This is a genomic window from Embleya sp. NPDC059213 (genome assembly GCF_042754445.1).
GTDB lineage: Bacteria > Actinomycetota > Actinomycetes > Streptomycetales > Streptomycetaceae > Embleya.
In genome coordinates this window covers 38,223-53,822 of the sequence record NZ_JBHZAV010000032.1, presented here as the reverse complement: position 1 = coordinate 53,822, position 15,600 = coordinate 38,223, and the positions used below count along the sequence as shown (strand labels likewise).

13 protein-coding genes, 2 tRNA genes and 1 riboswitch are annotated in these 15,600 nt (G+C 70.8%); of the genes, 8 read left to right on the top strand and 7 right to left on the bottom strand.

Translation table 11 applies throughout. The annotated features are described in order from the left end of the window. Window positions 1-19 precede the first annotated feature (19 nt). Window positions 20-230, bottom strand: a riboswitch (cobalamin riboswitch). Between the two features lie 186 nt (window positions 231-416). Together ACFXMF_RS15025 and ACFXMF_RS15020 are read right to left on the bottom strand one after the other, a co-directional pair. Beyond that, window positions 417-962, bottom strand: coding sequence for an RDD family protein (locus tag ACFXMF_RS15025; RefSeq protein WP_360304451.1), 546 nt, complete (start codon window positions 960-962; stop codon window positions 417-419). A gap of 159 nt (window positions 963-1,121) precedes the next feature. After that, a complete protein-coding gene (locus ACFXMF_RS15020) occupies window positions 1,122-1,970 on the bottom strand; it encodes a class II aldolase/adducin family protein (protein WP_360304453.1) in 849 nt (282 codons plus the stop codon). A gap of 807 nt (window positions 1,971-2,777) precedes the next feature. Here ACFXMF_RS15020 and ACFXMF_RS15015 point away from each other — a divergent pair. The 3 genes from ACFXMF_RS15015 to ACFXMF_RS15005 all read left to right on the top strand — a co-directional run bounded on the left by ACFXMF_RS15015 (window position 2,778) and on the right by ACFXMF_RS15005 (window position 4,950). Beyond that, window positions 2,778-3,149: a hypothetical protein gene (locus ACFXMF_RS15015; protein ID WP_126642630.1), complete on the top strand. Its 372-nt coding sequence runs from the start codon at window positions 2,778-2,780 to the stop codon at window positions 3,147-3,149. 265 nt (window positions 3,150-3,414) lie between these two features. Continuing rightward, on the top strand, window positions 3,415-4,329 hold the full coding sequence (locus ACFXMF_RS15010; protein WP_379991476.1) for an NAD-dependent epimerase/dehydratase family protein: 915 nt from the start codon (window positions 3,415-3,417) through the stop codon (window positions 4,327-4,329). Window positions 4,330-4,458: 129 nt separating this feature from the next. After that, on the top strand, window positions 4,459-4,950 hold the full coding sequence (locus ACFXMF_RS15005; protein ID WP_360304457.1) for a glutathione peroxidase: 492 nt from the start codon (window positions 4,459-4,461) through the stop codon (window positions 4,948-4,950). A gap of 140 nt (window positions 4,951-5,090) precedes the next feature. Here ACFXMF_RS15005 and ACFXMF_RS15000 read toward each other — a convergent pair whose 3' ends face one another. After that, complete coding sequence (locus ACFXMF_RS15000) at window positions 5,091-5,903, bottom strand: integrase (protein ID WP_360304459.1); 813 nt, start codon at window positions 5,901-5,903, stop codon at window positions 5,091-5,093. A gap of 243 nt (window positions 5,904-6,146) precedes the next feature. Between ACFXMF_RS15000 and ACFXMF_RS14995 the strand changes: the two genes are divergently transcribed. After that, window positions 6,147-7,931, top strand: coding sequence for a bifunctional metallophosphatase/5'-nucleotidase (locus tag ACFXMF_RS14995; protein WP_379991475.1), 1,785 nt, complete (start codon window positions 6,147-6,149; stop codon window positions 7,929-7,931). A gap of 149 nt (window positions 7,932-8,080) precedes the next feature. Continuing rightward, window positions 8,081-9,079: a LacI family DNA-binding transcriptional regulator gene (locus ACFXMF_RS14990; protein WP_360304461.1), complete on the top strand. Its 999-nt coding sequence runs from the start codon at window positions 8,081-8,083 to the stop codon at window positions 9,077-9,079. Between the two features lie 54 nt (window positions 9,080-9,133). Here ACFXMF_RS14990 and ACFXMF_RS14985 read toward each other — a convergent pair whose 3' ends face one another. The 3 genes from ACFXMF_RS14985 to ACFXMF_RS14975 all read right to left on the bottom strand — a co-directional run bounded on the left by ACFXMF_RS14985 (window position 9,134) and on the right by ACFXMF_RS14975 (window position 12,274). Continuing rightward, the gene (locus ACFXMF_RS14985) at window positions 9,134-10,006 is read right to left on the bottom strand and encodes a hypothetical protein (RefSeq protein WP_379991397.1); all 873 of its coding nucleotides are present in this window, start codon (window positions 10,004-10,006) and stop codon (window positions 9,134-9,136) included. 308 nt (window positions 10,007-10,314) lie between these two features. Beyond that, window positions 10,315-11,085: a hypothetical protein gene (locus tag ACFXMF_RS14980; protein ID WP_360304465.1), complete on the bottom strand. Its 771-nt coding sequence runs from the start codon at window positions 11,083-11,085 to the stop codon at window positions 10,315-10,317. Between the two features lie 295 nt (window positions 11,086-11,380). Next, on the bottom strand, window positions 11,381-12,274 hold the full coding sequence (locus ACFXMF_RS14975; protein WP_379991398.1) for an ADP-ribosylglycohydrolase family protein: 894 nt from the start codon (window positions 12,272-12,274) through the stop codon (window positions 11,381-11,383). Between the two features lie 176 nt (window positions 12,275-12,450). Between ACFXMF_RS14975 and ACFXMF_RS14970 the strand changes: the two genes are divergently transcribed. Then, on the top strand, window positions 12,451-13,287 hold the full coding sequence (locus ACFXMF_RS14970) for a DMT family transporter (RefSeq protein WP_360304469.1): 837 nt from the start codon (window positions 12,451-12,453) through the stop codon (window positions 13,285-13,287). 462 nt (window positions 13,288-13,749) lie between these two features. On the opposite strand, the gene ACFXMF_RS14965 is transcribed toward ACFXMF_RS14970, so the two are convergent. Further along, window positions 13,750-13,823: transfer RNA gene (locus ACFXMF_RS14965), tRNA-Gly, on the bottom strand. A gap of 96 nt (window positions 13,824-13,919) precedes the next feature. On the opposite strand from ACFXMF_RS14965, the gene ACFXMF_RS14960 reads away from it, so the two are divergent. Both ACFXMF_RS14960 and tig read left to right on the top strand, forming a co-directional pair. Next, window positions 13,920-13,995: transfer RNA gene (locus ACFXMF_RS14960), tRNA-Pro, on the top strand. 116 nt (window positions 13,996-14,111) lie between these two features. Then, window positions 14,112-15,533 (top strand): trigger factor, encoded by a 1,422-nt coding sequence (gene tig / locus ACFXMF_RS14955; RefSeq protein ID WP_360304471.1) that lies wholly within the window; start codon window positions 14,112-14,114, stop codon window positions 15,531-15,533. The last annotated feature ends 67 nt before the right edge of the window (window positions 15,534-15,600 follow it).

The following is a 15,600-nucleotide window of genomic DNA, read 5'->3' as shown; positions in this document are numbered from 1 at the left end:
GTCCCTCTCCAACACCTCGTGGACGGACGATCGCCGTGGCCGGTCTCCTGGCTGACGGGTCGTACGTTCACGTCTCCGCCTTCCCGGGGCCGCGCAAGCGGTCCCAGTGGCTTCCCCGAGGCGACGACTCAACGTTTCCGCGGGGATGGAGGAGAACTTCCCGATCACAGTGGCGAGGGCCGCGCCGGCATCGAACCGGCTTCCCGAACACCACGGCGAGCCGACACTAGTGGTCGGATGGACATGGCGACAAGGTGGCATTTGCAAACCGTGCGCAAGGCCACAAGAGGGGCGGAGCGGTCGAGCAATAGCCGCATTCCGGCACGCCGTCGAGGTGCGGGGACGGGCCGTTCGCGGGCGCGACGGGGGAGGGCGGCGGGTGGCACCGACCCGCGGCCCGACACCGCGCGGGCCGCTCAGTCCAGGCCGGGTCCGCGACCGCGGACCACCAGGGTGCCCGCCACCCGGTCGCCGACCCGCTGGCGCCGCTCGCTGGTGAGCACCGCGGTCAGCCCGATCGCCCCGAGCGCGAAGGCGTCGACGAGCAACAGCAGCCAACGGGTCCCGAGTTGGCGTCGGCCGGCGCGTCCCCCGGAGACGTCCACGACGCGGATGCCGAACACCTGCATGCCCCAGGTGCGCCCGTCGTGCTCGGCGGGTCGCAGCACCCAGTACCAGAACAGGATCGCGACCGCGACCACGACCACGCCGGCGGTGATCGTCGCGGTCAGCGGACCGCTGCGGATCGAACCGTCGGGGTGCGTGGGCAGCAGGACGAACAGGAACATCGCGGCTCCGGGCAACAGCGCCGACGCCACCACGTCCACCAGGAACTGGCCGAATCGACGCCACAACACCAACGGATCGAGCCGGCTCTCGACCTCGGGCAGCCACACTCGGGCACCCGACCGGGCGGGGCGCGCCGAACGCGCGAAGTGCTGCGGAAGGCTCCGTTCGTACATGCCTTTGTACTTTCCGCAACCGGGCGGGTTGACTCCCGCCGCGACCGGATATCGCCGAGATTGCGCCCGGTCGGCGCACACGGGTGCCGACCGGGCGGCAGCGGGTGATCGAGCGGTCACCGCAAGCGTGGGAACGTCGCGATCCGGTGACCGCGGCGATCAGAGCGTCATCGGCCCCTGGGCCCCGAACAGGTCCGGCTCGGAGCGGCTGATCACGTCGTAGAGCGGCTTGTAGTTGATCCAGGCCACCGTGTCGTTGCCCAGTTGCTCGCGGGTCAGCCGCGCGTTCTCCGGTGAGATCGGCTTGAGCTCGCCGGCCGCCCGGGCGAGCAGTTGCACCTGGCAGGAGCGCTCCATGGTGATGAACCACCACGCCGCGGCGTCGACCGACTGCCCGACCGTGAGCAGGCCGTGATTGCGCAGGATCAGCGCCTTGCGCGGGCCGAGCGTCTTGGCGATCCGGCGCCCCTCCTCGGCGTCGAGCACGACGCCCGCGTAGTCGTCGAACACCTCGTGGTCCTCGTAGAAGGGACACACGTCCTGGGTGATCGGTTCGAGCCGGACGCCGAGCGCGGAGATCGCCCGCCCGTGCACGGAGTGGCTGTGCGCCGCCGCGACCACGTCCGGGCGGGCCGCGTGGATCTGCGAGTGGATCGCGAACGCGGCCTGGTTGACGTGGAATCGGCCCTCGACGACCTGCCCGTCGTGGTTGACCAGGATCAGGTCGTCCACGGTGATGTGCTTGAACGACATCCCGAACGGGTTGACCCAGAAGTGGTCGGTGAACTCCGGGTCGCGCGCCGTGATGTGCCCGGCCACGCCCTCCTCGAAGCCGAATCGGCCGAACAGCCGCAGGGCCGCGGTCAATCGCTCCTTGCGGTGCCGGCGCTCCCGCTCGACGGTGTCGAACGTGGGCGGCAGCGCGAAGGTCAGGTCCGCGGGCGACACCGGTTGCGGCGGGGCCTGGGCCTGCACGTCCTGGGCCTGCTGGGCATCGGTGTCGGACATGTCCATCTCCTCGGACTCGGCGCGCGCGGGACTTCGGCCGACGCTACCGGCGAGTCACATCCGGGGACAGCCCTCGGCGGGCGTTCGTTCGTGCGAAGCCGGGGAGTTTAGCGCCCCGTCGTCGTTCGGGTCGGGTTTCCGGGAATTAAGCGAATATTGCCCGCAGTCCGCTTCGGGCTGCTTCTACGCTGCCGTTCAGCGAGTCCGGGACGTCGAGTTCGAAGCGGTCGAACTCGAATTACCGGATCCGCCCCGCGAAATCCGAGCACGCGCGGCAAAATGCGGGCGCGCGGGCAACTCGGGCGGGCATACGGCAACTCGACCGGCGCACACCAGGGGGAAGGGGCGCGTGACGTGAGCGGTGGCGGCGGGAATTCGACGGAGGTCGTCGGTATCGGCGCCCGGGCGCCCTCGGTGTCCGGCCTCGGGCGCGCCGATCCGGCGGTGTCCCGGGCCGGGACGGACCGGTTCCGGGGCGACTCGGGCCGGCGAGGGTCGCTCGCGCCGGGGTCGCCGGCGCGGAGCCCGATGGCGAGGAGCCGGCCGGAGATGGCACAACCCCCGAGGCGGTCCAGGCCGTCCCGACGCAGATCAGGCGACCCGCCGGTCGGGTCCGACACCGAGCGGGGCGCGGTGACCGAGACGAACGTCAGCGAAGCAGTCGAGGTCGACACCCCTGCGGCGGGCGCCGCCGAACCGATCGACCCGGTCCCGGTCGCCGTGCCGACCCCGGGTGACGCACCGCCCGAGGACGAGCCCGTCGGAGTCCACCGGAAAGCCGCACCGCCGATCGCCCCGGAGGCAATCATGGCCAATATGGAAACGGCCCTCAAGGAAGCAATGACGATCGAGGGCGCCGTGGGAGTGGCCCTGGTCGACTACACCAGCGGAATGGCGCTGGGAATTCTCGGCGGCAGCAAGGAACTCGACCTGAACGTGGCCGCCGCCGGAAACACCGACGTGATGCGCGCCAAGATGCGCACGATGGAGATGTTGCACCTCGGCGATCAGATCGAGGACATCCTGATCACGCTCGGCAAGCAGTATCACCTGATCCGGCCGCTCTCCGGGCGGGCCGGCAAGGGTCTGTTCCTGTATCTCGTGCTGATGAAGGACCGCGCCAATCTCGCGCTGGCCCGACACAGCCTCAAGCGGGTCGAGGAGGAGATCGAGGTCTGAGTTCGGGCCCGGCCGACGTGCCCGGGCCCGCCGTCCGGGCGCGCAGGCCCGTCCTCGATACCCCGGCGCCCTCCGCCACCCCCGTGCGGAGGGCGCCGTCGGGGTGTTCGGCGACACGTGTGGACGCTCTGGTCTCCCCGCACCGTCTCGGATATGACGGTACGTCAGATGTAGCGTCGAGTTCGACGTCGTACATCGCGTACGGATCGCAGCCGGATCCCGTACGGATCGTGTGCCCGAGTACCCGAGTCACCCGAGGAGCCGCATGTTGTCCGGCGAGAAGATCCTGATCACCGGTCCCGCGGGCCAGATCGCCTACCCGCTGACCGAGTACCTGGCCCGGGACAACGAGGTGTGGGGCATCGCCCGCTTCTCGAACCCCGAGGACCGCAAGCGGGTCGACGCGCTGGGGGTGACCACGCGCGCCGTCGACCTCGGCGCCGGGCGGTTCGACGAACTGCCCCGGGACTTCACCTACGTGCTGCACCTGGCCACCTTCCAGGGGCCCGGACTCGACTACGACGAGGCGCTGCGGGTCAACGCGGAGGGCACCGGGCTGCTGCTCCAGCACTGTCGCCGGGCCAAGGCGGCGCTGGTGATGTCCACCGCGTCGGTGCTCAAGCCGCAGCCGGACCCGATGCACGTCTTCCACGAGAGCGACCCGCTCGGCGACGCCAACGTCTCGCACGCGCCCACCTACTCGGTCTCCAAGACCGCCGAGGAGGCCGTATCGCGCTACTGCGCCCGCGCCTTCGACCTCCCGGTGGTGATCGCCCGGATGAACGCCTCCTACGGCCCGGGCGGCGGCCTGCCGACGATGCACCTGGACGCGGTGCTGGCCGGAAAGCCGATCGTCACCCGCTGGGATCCGTGCATGTACAGCCCGATCCACCAGGACGACATCAACAGCCAGACGGCGGCCCTGCTGGACGCGGCGTCCACCCCCGCGACGGTGGTCAACTGGGGCGGCGACGAGCCGGTGAGCGTGCAGGAGTGGGCGGCGCACATGGCCGGCCTGAGCGGGCTGCCGGCCGAGGTGGTGGTCCGCGAACAGCCCGGCACGCTGCGCGGACAGGTGCAGGACACGACCAGGCGCGCGGCCATCACCGGGCCGTGCGCGGTGGGGTGGCGGGCGGGGCTGGCGGGTGTGTACGCCGCCCGGCGCGGTGATTCGGCCTGACCGGGTCGGGCAGCCTACGGCTGTGCTCGATAGCGTCGAGTCTTCAGGTCTTACTCGCGCCGCCGCACAGCGCTCCACGTCACCGGACCGCGTCGCTGCGAGCGGCACCACGCAGGAAGGACAACGATCATGGGCATCCTCGATACACCCATCGCCACGCTGGCGGGGGAGAGCACGACCCTGGGCGGCGTCACCGAGGGCAAGGTCGCACTGGTCGTCAACGTCGCGTCCAAGTGCGGTCTGACCCCGCAGTACACCGGCCTCGAAGAACTGCAGAAGGAACTGGGCGCCCGCGGCTTCACCGTGGTGGGCGTGCCGTGCAACCAGTTCATGGGCCAGGAGCCGGGCAGCGCCCAGGAGATCCTCGAATTCTGCTCCACGACGTATGGCGTGACGTTCCCGCTGACCGAGAAGATCGACGTCAACGGTCCGGACCGGCACCCGCTCTACGACGTGCTCACCGCGGCCTCCGACGCCGAGGGCGGCTCGGGTGACGTGCAGTGGAACTTCGAGAAGTTCCTGCTCTCCGCCGACGGCGCGATCGTCGGCCGGTTCCGGCCGCAGACCGACCCGCACGACCCGAACCTGATCGCGGCGATCGAGAGCGTGCTGCCGAAATAGGTCGGTGGACGGGTAGAACGCCGGTCGGGTCGTCGGGGGCCCGGCCGGCGGTCGTGGGTCTGCCGGGGGTGGGCGTCCTTCGTGGGCCCTTCGCCGCGTCTTCGCCGGGCTCTTCGCCGGGTCCGGGGCCGGGTCGGGGTCTACACCAGTGCCCACACGGCGGTCGCGTCGTCGCAGATCTTGCCGCGCGGCCACCTGGCCCCGTCCGCGTCGGAGCTCTCCGCGGCCCGCACCCGGGCCAGCAGTTCGGCCGGCCCGAAGTGCCGCAGTGTGGTCATCAATCGATCCCAGTCGCTCAGCCCGTACCGGTCCACCAGTCGACTGGCCCCGTCGCTCAGCGCGGCCAGCGCGTGCACCTCGCCCAGCGCCAGACCACCCGTCAGCGCCTCGCCGGCCGCCGCCGGATCGGCCGCCGCGACCCAGTAGCCGCCGGCCACGTTCCGCGACATCCGCAGGGTGTCCAGGTACTCCTGATGTGCCGTCAGGTAGGCCGGACCGCCGACCGCGTGCTCGTCCCGGCGCCGCCGCGCGGCCACCGAGATCACGTCCAGGCGATCGTCGGTGACCACGGTCAGATCCTCGTCGCGCTCGATCAACAACGTCGAGTCGGACAACACGAGGTATTCCAACCGGTCCTCGACCACCCGCGCCACCACCGCCGTCGCGGCGGGCGCGTCCGGCCGGGCCAGATCGCAACCGTCCACGTGCAGCGCCGAGGTGTCCTCGATCGCGTCGTGCAGGCACTCGGCCAGGGACCGGTCCGGCCGCCCGGCGCTGTGCGTGAACAAGGCGGTGCCCAACCGCTGGACGAACCACGGGACGCCGTGCTTGCAGCCGTTCTCCGAACCGGACGTCACCCCGTCGAGCAGCACCATCGTCGTCGGCCCCGCGACGACGAAATCCTCGTTCGGCGTGCCCGGATGACCCGGTTCTGTCGCGAATTCCACGCGCATCGCGGACATCCCTCCCTTTTAGGTGCCACGCCGTACGGCTGCCCAGCCCTCGGGGGTGGGAAACGGTGGTTGATCATGCCCTATGCGCGGTAGCGGCCACATAAGTTCACAGCGGTTTCACGCATCGGTTTCGCGTGAGGTCTCGTGCCGGTCGGTGAACTGCCCCTAATCTCTGGCTGCGAGACACGTTCAGTGCCCACTTCTACGCGCGTCACCACTGAGCGCGCCATCCGAAGGGATCCCATGCTCGGGAACAGACGACGCCGCGGTCGCCTCGCCCTCACCGGCCTGGTCGCCGCGAGCCTGTTGGCGATGACCGGCCCGGCCATGGCCGACGCACGCGGCGGTCACGGCCGACCCACCGGCACGACGGACCTCGAATTCCTCGCGCTCAACGACCTGCACGGCAACCTGGAGGAACCGCAGGGTTCCGCCGGCACCGTCACCGAACTCGGCCCCGACGGCAAGCCCGTGGCGATCCCGGCCGGCGGCATCGAGCACCTCGCCACCCAACTGCGCGCGGAGCGGGCGAAGAACCCCAACTCGCTGACCATCGCGGCCGGCGACATGATCGGCGCGAGCCCGCTCCTGTCGGGGCTGTTCCACGACGAGCCGACGATCGAGGCGCTGAACAAGGTCGGCCTGGACGTCACCTCGGTGGGCAACCACGAGTTCGACGAGGGCAAGAAGGAACTGCAGCGCATGCAGTGGGGCGGTTGCCACCCGACCGAGGGCTGTTACACGCCCGGTCGCAAGTTCGAGGGCGCCGACTTCCAGTACCTGGCCGCCAACGTGCTCGACGAGCGCACCGGCCTGCCGATCCTGGCGCCGGTGACGATCAAGAACGTGGGCGGTGCCCGGGTCGGCTTCATCGGCATGACCCTGGAGGGCACGCCGGACATCGTCACGGCCGAGGGCGTCAAGGGCCTGAAGTTCAAGGACGAGATCAAGACCGCCAACAACATCGTGCCGTGGCTGCGCCTGATCGGCGTCGAGTCGATCGTGGTACTGCTGCACGAAGGCGGGTTGCCCGCGAGCAACGCGTACAACTACGACTGCAACGCGGGCGGCAACCTCGGTCTGTCCGGCCCGGTCGTGGACATCGCCAAGGGCCTGGACCCGGCGATCGACATGGTCGTCACCGGCCACACGCACCAGGCGTACTCGTGCAACATCCCGGACCCGGCCGGGCAGCCGCGACTGGTCACCAGCGCCTCGTCGTTCGGCAAGATGTACACGAAGATCGACGCCACCTACGACAAGCGCACGCGCGACATCGTGCGTACGTCGGTCAAGGCGACGAACACCGTCGTGCGCCGGGACACCCCGAAGGCCCCGGACCTGACGCAGTTGCTCGCCGAGTGGCAAAAGCTCGCGGCTCCGGTCGCCAACCGCTCGATCGGGTACATCACCGGCGACATCCGCGGCCGCGGCGCGACCACGCCCGAGTCGCCGCTCGGCGACGTGATCGCCGACGCGCAACTGGAGGCGACCGCGCCGGCCGACAAGGGCGGCGCGCAGATCGCCTTCATGAACCCGGGCGGGATCCGGTCCGACCTGCAGTTCGCGGCGGCCGGCGCCGAGGGCGACGGCGTCGTCACCTACGGCGAGGCGTTCACGGTGCAGCCGTTCACCAACATGATGCAGACCCTGGACCTCAAGGGTCAGGCCGTACTCGACGTGCTCGCACAGCAGTTCACCGGTTCGAACGCGGCCAACCCGAAGATCCTGCAGATCTCCAAGGGCCTGACCTACACGGTGGACCGGGCGCAGACCGGCGCGGCCCGGATCGTGGCGGGCAGCGTCAAGCTCAACGGTGTGCCGATCGACCCGGCGGCGACCTACAAGGTCAGCGCGAACGAGTTCCTGGCCGGTGGCGGCGACGGTTTCGCGGCCTTCAAGACCGGTACGAACAAGCTGGTCGGCGCGTCCGACCTGGACGCGCTGCTGGCCTACTTCGCGGCCCACTCCTCGGCGAGCGCGCCCCTGGCGCCGCCGGCGGCGGACCGGATCACCTTCATCGGGTGACCCTGTTCGGATGCTCCCGGAAGGCCCGGCCGCGATGCGGCCGGGCCTTTCTGACACATAGTCAGCCATTCGGGGCGAGTGCCTCGACACGCGGGCCGGCCGGCGGCCCGGGTGCCGGGCGCCGCCCCGATCTGGGCGACAATCGCCCCATGAGCACAACGAGACGCCCCCCGACCGGGGCCGATGTGGCCCGCGCCGCAGGCGTTTCGCGCGCGACCGTGTCGTACGCGATGAACGACGTCCAGGACAGCCGGGTCCCGGAGGAGACCAGACGCCGGGTCCGCGAGGTGGCCGCCGACCTCGGCTACGAGCCGCGTTCGGACGCCCGGTCGTTGCGGCGCGGGCGGACCGACCTGGTGCTCGTGCCGACCTACGAGGTGCCGTTCGGACAACTGATCCAGCGCTTCCTGGACGACCTGGCCCGGGAATTGCACGTCCTGGGACACACGCTGGTGATCCACGGCAATCCCGCCACGCACGGCATCGAGGCGGTGAAGGCGTGGGGCGCGCTGAATCCGGCGGTGGTGCTGGTCCTGCCGGAACGCATGTCGGCCGAGGGCGTCGAGTATCTGGCCGGGCGGGGCATCGCCGTGGTGGCCCTGGGCGAGAGTTCGGTTCCGGTCGCGCTCAGCCTCAAGGTCGACCACGTGGCGGCGGGGGGCCGGGCCGCCGAACACCTGGTCGAGCGGGGGCGACGGGATTTCGCCGTGGTGGTGCCGCGTGAGCCGGGCCTGGACGAATTGGGCCTGGCGCGGCTCACCGGCTTTCGTGCCGCGGCGGAGGGCGCGGGCGGGCGGGTCCGGGTGGTCGAGATGGCCGAGAATCCGGCCGAGGCCGCCCGGATCGCGCGGGAGTGGCAGGGCGAGGGCCGCCCGGACGCGGTGTACGGCTACAACGACGAATACGCGGCCCTGCTGCTCGGCGCGTTGGCCGACGTCGGCATCCGGGTCCCCGAGCAGATCGCCGTCGTGGGCACCGACGACCTGACGCTGTGCGAGATGGTCCGTCCCCGGTTGACCTCGGTCGCCTTCGAACAACTGATGCCGACGAGTGCGGTGGCGCAGGCCATCGTCGCGGTCGGCGAAGGGGACGTACGGGGAGATCTGACGCTGTGGCAGATGACCTTGCGGGCACGGGAGTCGAGCTGATTCGGCGGCGGGGCGCGGACCGGTGTCCACGCCCCGCCGCGCCTGGTTCGGTGCCTACGGTCGGGCGCTCGCCAGGAGCTTGCCGAGCTGGCGGGTGACGAGGTCGTCGGCGGGCAGGGCGGGCGTGGTCGCGGACAGGTCCGCGTTGCTGACCACCACGACCGTCGGGCCGACCCGGACCACGATCAGGCCCAGCGCGCCGCCCGCCTGGGGGGTCATGCCGATCGCCAGCGATTCGTCGCCGAGGGACGCGTGCGGGATGGCCGCGTACTTGTCGGTGCTCGTCGCGCCGTCGCCGTCGGTGGAGGCGACCGATGGGCAGTTCGCCAGCGCCGCGCGGCCCTTGGTGAACAGGTCCTGTGCGCCGGTACCGGCGAAGGAGAACAACTCGACGATGGTGAAGCCGGTCGGCGTCGGATCGCCCCGGGTCACCGCCGCCTGGGCGGCGGCGGCCGGTGCCGAGGCGGCCTGGCCGGGGCGGGTGAGGTCGATGAGTGCCTGGCAGTTGGTGTCCCGGGCGGTCTCCCGGGTCTCGGTGCCGTCCGTGCCGGCCTCGTAGGAGCCGGGCGGCATTTCCGCGGCGGTCAACAGGGCGGCGTCGAGGCGGGCCTGGGCGGTGGGGTCGGTCCCGTTGCCGTTGCCGGTTCCGTTGCCGGTTCCGGACGGGGCGGGGGACTCGTCGGTGGGTGGCAGCGCGGGCGGGGGTTCGCCGGGAGAGGAGGCCGAGGCGGGCGGCGCGGGGGCCGGCGGGGCGGAGCCGGCGGGCGTGCTCGCGGGTGGCGCCGGGGTGCCCGCCTCGGGCGTGGCCGTCGGCGCGTTCGGGTACTTGCGCGCCAACGCCTCCTCGTCACGACCGCATGCGGTGGCGGCCAGGAGCAGGGTCCCGGCGATCACCGCCGTGCTCACTCGGATCACGATTTTGCGCATGCAGCATTCCTTCAAAGAAGCTCGGTCGTTCCGGTGGCGGCCCGAACGCCGGACGAGGACGGCGATCGGGCCGACGGGATCCGATGGGCCGTCAGGAAGCGGAACAGCGGCCGACCGGCCGCCCGCTCACCCCACCCGCGAGCGGGGCATCCGGCGCCGGGTCGGGCGGAGTTCGCCGCTTCGAAGCCGAAGCGTCGGTGTCCGGTCGGAGCGGCCACCCCGTCGACAGGGGCAGCGAACGAGAGCGGCAACATCATGCTGGAACCTACTCGCCTTTGCCACCCGCGCGCCGGTGTCCCGGTCGGGAATCAGGACTTCGCCGCTGCCGTGACCCTTTCGACCTGCTTGGTCACCAGGGCGAGATCCGGCAGCTTGACCGTGTTGCCGGAGAGTTCCGCCGAAGCGACCACGATCAGCGTGGAGCCGACCCGGATCGCGATCGACGCGCGGGCGCCGCCGTCCTCGGGCGTGCTGGTGATCGCCAGGGTGTCGTCGCCGAGCTTCGGGTGGGCGACCTCGGCGTGCCTGGTCGTCGCGGTCTCGCCCTCGGGGTCCTTCGTCGACACCGACCCGCAGTTCTTCAGGGCCGCGCGCCCCTTGGCCATCACGGTTTCGGCGTCGGTGCCCGAGAAGGAGAACAACTCGCCACCGATCACACCGGTGGGGATCGGGCTGCCGATCGACACATACGCCTGGGCCGCGGCGGTCGGCTTCATGGCGCCCTGCCTCGGCAGGAACAGGTCGACGAGCGGTTGGCAGTCGGCGGGCGTCGCGGTCGCGCGGTTGCCGGCCCCCGCCGCCGCCTTCGTCAGGTAGACGCCCTGCGGGAGGTCGGCGGCGGTGAGTACGGCCTTCTCCAACTGTGGGCCGGTCAGCGCGGACGCCGCGCCGGCGGGCGAGGACGGGGCAACCGGCGGCCGGGTGTCGGCCGCCGGCGTGCTCGGACCCGGCGTGGCCGGCGCACCGGCGGTCGCCTTCCCGGTGTCCTTCTTGTCGTCGTCGGAACCGCACGCGGCGGCCGCGAGGACCAGTGCACCGGCGATCACGATCGAGGCCGGCTTGGACATGGATGTGCGCATGGAACGAGTTCCTCCGAGGAAGGTCGGCCCGCCGCGACGCCCGGGCCGGTTCGCCTCGACGCGGGAGGGCGACGAAGCGGGCCGCGAACGAGGGTGGCGGGCCTTCGGGAAATCGACACACCGAACCCGCGGCCCGGACCACGTCTCCCCACAAGACGGTTCAGCCGGCGACGAACGAGTCGGGGCTCTGCCGCGACGCGCTGCGAACCGGCTTGCCCGGCAGGCATGTTGGTGCCGATCGCCGCATCGCGAGGAGAGCGCCCTCATCTTCGGGTACCTCGGCGAACTTTGCCAACTATTTGAGCGGCGAGTTCGCCTGCGCGTCCTGCCACCAGGCCGGCAGCGCTTCCACGTGCTCCGTCCACTCGGCGGGCAACTCCGCCCGGATGCCCACGATCGAGCCGACGATCGCGCACGTGGTGTCCACGTCGCCGCCCGCGCTCGCGGTGGACCAGAAGGCCGCCGCGTAGTCGTCGAGGTGCCGGGCCGCGGACCACACCGCGAACGGGACCGTGTCGGGCGCGCTCACCTGGCGGCCGTTGCCGAGCAACCGGCCGATCTCGACCGAGTCCTGACGATCCACCAGATCCAGTGCGGCGCCCAGCCGTTCGCGCACCACACCGGCGGGGGTGCGATCGCGGACGAAGCTCACGAAGTCGCCCGCGCCCGGTTGGTCCGGAGTCGCCGCACCCGCCGCCGCGACGGCCACCGCCACCGCGCCGGCGATGCCCTCCGGATGCATGTGGGTCACCTCGGCGGACAACGTGGCCTGCGCCACCACCGCGTCCAGGTCGTCGGCGAACCACGCCCCCAACGGGGCGACCCGCATCGAGGCTCCGTTGCCCCACGACCCCTGGCCCTCGAACGGCGCGGCGGCCAGGGCCCGCCAGTCACCGCCCTGCCGGACCAGCCGCAACATGCGGTTCGTGGTCGGCCCGTAGCCCCGATCGAAGTCGTGCCGACGGGCGAAGGACTTGATCAACGCGTCCTGATCGACCGTGCCGTGCGACGTCAACTCGGCATGCAGCACGCACGCCATCTCGGTGTCGTCGGTCCATGGCCAACTGCCCTCGGGCAGGCTGCGATCGGCCAGGTGCGGAAGGTTGTCGGGGACGAAGAACTGGGCGCCGAGCGCGTCGCCGAGCGCGAGGCCGCGCAGCGAGGCGAGGGCGGAAGAGGTGTGCGTCATATGGGCGGTCATTATTCCGGTACGCGTGCTTGGATGTCCCGAGTGACGTCCCCTCAGATGGCGGAAACCGTCCCCGAGTTGCGGACACGACAGACTCCGCCGACGGCCGAGAAGCCGGCCGCGGCGGCCGAACGCCGAAGCGGGGCGGCCGTCCGCCCCCTGCCGCGCGGCCGCGCGTGACCCCGGCGGTCACCGTCGCCGTCCTCGGCTCGGCCGGCCTGCACGCGGCCTGGAACGCGCTCGCGCACGGCCTCAAGGACCGCCTCGGCACGATGGTGATGATCCAGGTGGCGAGCCTGGCCATCGGCCTGACCTGCCTGCCCTTCGTCGGCGTCCCGGCCGCCGGCGCCTGGCCGTGGCTGCTCGGCTCCGCCGCCCTGCACGTCGTCTACAACCTGCTCCTGCTGGAGACGTATCGGCTGGGCGACTTCGGCCAGGTGTACCCGATCGCCCGCGGCACCTCCCCGTGGGTCACCGCGCTGATCGGGGCGACCCTGCTGCACGAATACCTGACCGTGACCCAGACCGTCGGCGTGGTGGTGATCTCGGCCGGCATGCTCGTGCTCGCCCTGGCCGGCGGCATCCCGCGCCGCGCCGAGGCCGCCGCCGTGCTCGCCGCCCTGGCCACGGGCTGCGCGATCGCGCTCTACACCGTCCTGGACGGCGTCGGCGCCCGCTCGTCGGGCTCGGCCATGTCGTACGCGGCCTGGCTGTTCGTCCTCGAATCGGCGCCGACCATCCTGGTCCTGCGCCGCCGCCGCGACCCCGCCGCCGAACCCAACCGCCAACGCGCCTGGGGCCTACTCGGCGGCGCCATGTCCCTGGCCGCCTACACCCTCGTCATCTGGGCCCAGACCCGAGGCACCCTGGCCACGATCGCCGCCCTCCGCGAAACCTCGGTCGTCTTCGGCGCGATCATCGGCACCCTGATCTTCCACGAGACCTACGGCCGCCACCGAATAACCGCGACCATCCTGGTCCTCGCCGGCATCACGGCGATCAACCTCCCGTAGGGGTCCGCCCCCCGAAGCCGCACCCGGCCCCGCCGCCGGCCCGCTCCAGGCCCCACGCCCACCCATCCCGATCGGCGGCCATGGCCCCACGGTCCGCCACGGCGACACCCGGCACCCCCGGGCGCCACCACCCGATGGCTCAAAAGGCACAGCCCCCAGTCCGGCGCGCCGCCGCCGACCAGCGATAGCCACCCGGCATCGCCACGCCTTCACCGAGCACACCAGTCAAAACACCCACGATCGTGAGATTGCCGACGCTCTCGATGCGAAGGTGCGGGCGGTTCACAGGGCGCCGGGGCCGAAAACTACTCCGAAGAGCTGGAAGAGTCGGGACGAAGGTCGGCCGGCCGGGGGACCAACGTCCCGGCCATCCGGCACGAATTCGGCCCGCCGCCCACCAAACATCCGGACACGACAAAGGCCCAGATCAGAGAACCTGCCTCTGACCTGGGCCTTTACCTTTGGAGCGGGTGACGAGGATCGAACTCGCACCACTAGCTTGGAAGGCTAGGGCTCTACCATTGAGCTACACCCGCAGCTGGTGTGGCGTGCACGTGGCGCCTAGGTTAGCGGATTGGTGCGCGGCCAGTGCAGACTCTAGCGTGTCGTCCTCTAGACTTCATCGGGCGCCACGGGGCGTAGCGTAGTGGCTAGCGCGCCTGCTTTGGGAGCAGGAGATCGGGAGTTCGAGTCTCCCCGCCCCGACCACCACATCATGAATTCGCTGCAGGATGGATCGGTAGCACCGGTTCTGAACCTTCAGTGTGCCGTCAGGCAAGATGCACAGGCCCGGAAGAACAGCCCGCAGCAAGGAGACCCTTACCGTGAAGAGCGCCGTCGAGACGCTGAACCCGACCCGGGTTCGGCTCACCGTCGAGGTTCCCTCCGAGGAGCTGAAGCCCAGCCTCGACGCGGCGTACAAGAAGATCGGCAAGCAGGTGACGGTCCCGGGCTTCCGTAAGGGCAAGATCCCTGCGCGCATCATCGACCAGCGCTTCGGCCGTGAGGCCGTCTTCGTCGAGGCGTTCGATGACATCCTGTCCTCCTCGTACGGCAAGGCCGTCGAGGAGAACGAGCTGCGCGTCCTGGGCCAGCCCGAGGTCACCGAGGTCACCGACGTGACCGAGCTGGCCGGCGGCGCCGATCTGAAGTTCACCGCAGAGGTCGACACCCGTCCCGAGATCGAGCTGCCGGACTACTCCGGCATCGAGGTCGAGGTCGATGACATCACCGTCACCGACGAGGACGTCGCCGAGAAGATCGAAGAGCTGCGTGACCGCTTCGGTGCGCTGAACACCGTCGAGCGGGCCGCGGCCGAGGGCGACACCGTCGTCGTCGACATCGAGGCCAAGGTCGACGGCGAGGTGCTGGAGGACGGCGTCGCCAAGGCGATGTCGTACCAGATCGGCGGCGACACGATGCTGGACGGCCTCGACGCCGCCGTCATCGGTGCGTCGGCCGGCGAGACCAAGACCTTCGAGACCGAGCTCCAGGGTGGCAGCGCCGCCGGGCAGACGGCCGAGGTGTCGGTCGTGGTGACCACCGTCAAGGCCAAGGAGCTCCCCGAGCTCGACGACGACTTCGCGCAGCTCGCGAGCGAGTTCGACACGCTCGACGAGCTGAAGGCGGACCTGCGCGAGAAGCTCGACCACCAGAAGCTGCACGACCAGCAGAACGAGGGTCGCGACAAGGTTCTGGAAGCCCTGCTCGAGCAGATCGAGGTGCCGCTCCCGGAGAGCGTGGTCACCGAGGAGATCGAGCAGCGTCGTGGTCAGCTCGAGCAGCAGCTCGGCATGATGGGCATGGACCTGGCCAAGTGGCTGGAGATCCAGGGCCAGAGCGCCGAGGAGTACGAGACCGAGCTCCAGGACAGCGTCCGCAAGGGCATGCGTGCCCAGTTCGTGCTCGACGAGGTCGTGAAGAAGGAGCAGCTCTCCGTCAACCAGGAAGAGCTGACCCAGCACCTCATCCAGCGTGCGCAGCAGTCCGGCATGAGCCCGGACCAGTTCGCGCAGCAGGTCATGCAGTCCGGCTACGTGCCGGTCCTGGTCGGCGAGGTCGCTCGCGGCAAGGCCCTCGAGGTCATCGCCAAGGGCGCCAAGGCCAAGGACGCGTCCGGCAACGAGGTCAGCCTCGGTGTCGACCTGCACGCGGACGACGCGGACGACCACGAGGGCCACGACCACGCCGAGACCGAAGAGGTCGCCGCGTCGGACGAGGCCAAGGAGGAGAAGGCCGAGGCCTGATCCATCCCCCCGCGCGAACCGCGACCGCCGCCCGAATCGCGGCGTGAGCGCTTCCCGCAGCACCCCA